This is a genomic window from Vibrio sp. Vb0888, from assembly GCF_033338835.1.
Classification (GTDB): domain Bacteria; phylum Pseudomonadota; class Gammaproteobacteria; order Enterobacterales; family Vibrionaceae; genus Vibrio; species Vibrio alginolyticus.
The window spans coordinates 1-1,056 of record NZ_JAWOTL010000324.1; the positions used below are offsets into that span (position 1 = coordinate 1).

The following is a 1,056-nucleotide window of genomic DNA, read 5'->3' on the forward strand; positions in this document are numbered from 1 at the left end:
TTTAGTCGATCACGCCACACACAATGCGCGCACCGCCGCCACCTAATTTGGCTGGTTGATCCGAGTGATTGTCCCCACCAGCATGAATCATCAAGGCTCTGCCTTTTAAATCCGACATTTTGAGGCGCGGAGCTAAAACCGGTTGGTTGGCGTTTCCTTCCATGTCGGCGTACAACGCTGGCAGATCGCCAAGATGGTTGCCATCGGTCCATGGAAAACCATGTTGGCCAGTATTGTCTGGGTCGTAATGGCCGCCCGCACCGCCACCTACTACGGTTTTACCGTCCTTTTCTGCACTGTCACAGGATGGGTTAGCGTGGACGTGAAAGCCATGTAGTCCGGCAGGAATTCCTGACAGATTCGGCGTGAATACAATTCCGTAGTCACTCTCTGATAATTCCACCGTACCGACGGCTTGGTTAGTACCCAAATCGGTCATGGTGATTGATTGGGCCAACGCGTTTGGTGTCATCACGAAAGCAGCCGCCGCTGAGATGCACAGCAATCCTTTTAACATGCGATTTCCTTCTTTATAAAGTATTCATTTGAGCGTATATCCAAGTGATTTGTTCTCGCAGCTAAGAGTTAGACCGTACATTTGTTTGAACTACTTTAGATCTCGCTATATATGGTCTAAAAATTAACTGTTCATTTAAACATCAAGCCATTTTATGAAACTTAACATATTGAGATTACGTGGTTATAAAAAGAATAGTCGCAGTTGAACAAATATGACGCTGAATTTTCTAATTAATACAAAGTTAAATTTTTAATGAATTTATAACAAAGCTCACTGTTTGTTTATAGATAAAACTATTATTAAGCGTTTATCATAAAAATAGTCAATTTAATGAATATTTTAATATGTATTCAGTTGTTTATTGGTTGGAAGCGAAACTGTTGCTTATGTCATCAAATAAGCTAAAAAAGTGGAACTAAAGTCACTTAATGGCAGAGTAAAAAATTAAAGTCTGGTTTGAATAGGTAATAATGTTTTAGTAACAGATAGTTACGCGTTTAAAAATTAATAATATGGCTAATTTCCGACAAGGATCG

General features: G+C 40.1%; 1 protein-coding gene. It reads right to left on the reverse strand.

The features are described from left to right. Position 1 precedes the first annotated feature (1 nt). Complete coding sequence (sodC, locus tag R7P72_RS25990; RefSeq protein ID WP_005462859.1) at positions 2–517, reverse strand: superoxide dismutase family protein; 516 nt, start codon at positions 515–517, stop codon at positions 2–4. Positions 518–1,056: the final 539 nt, after the last annotated feature.

Coding starts and splice junctions, on each gene's coding strand:
- sodC (WP_005462859.1), bottom strand. CDS start 517: ATGTTAAAAGGATTGCTGTGCATCTCAGCGGCGGCTGCTTTCGTGATG.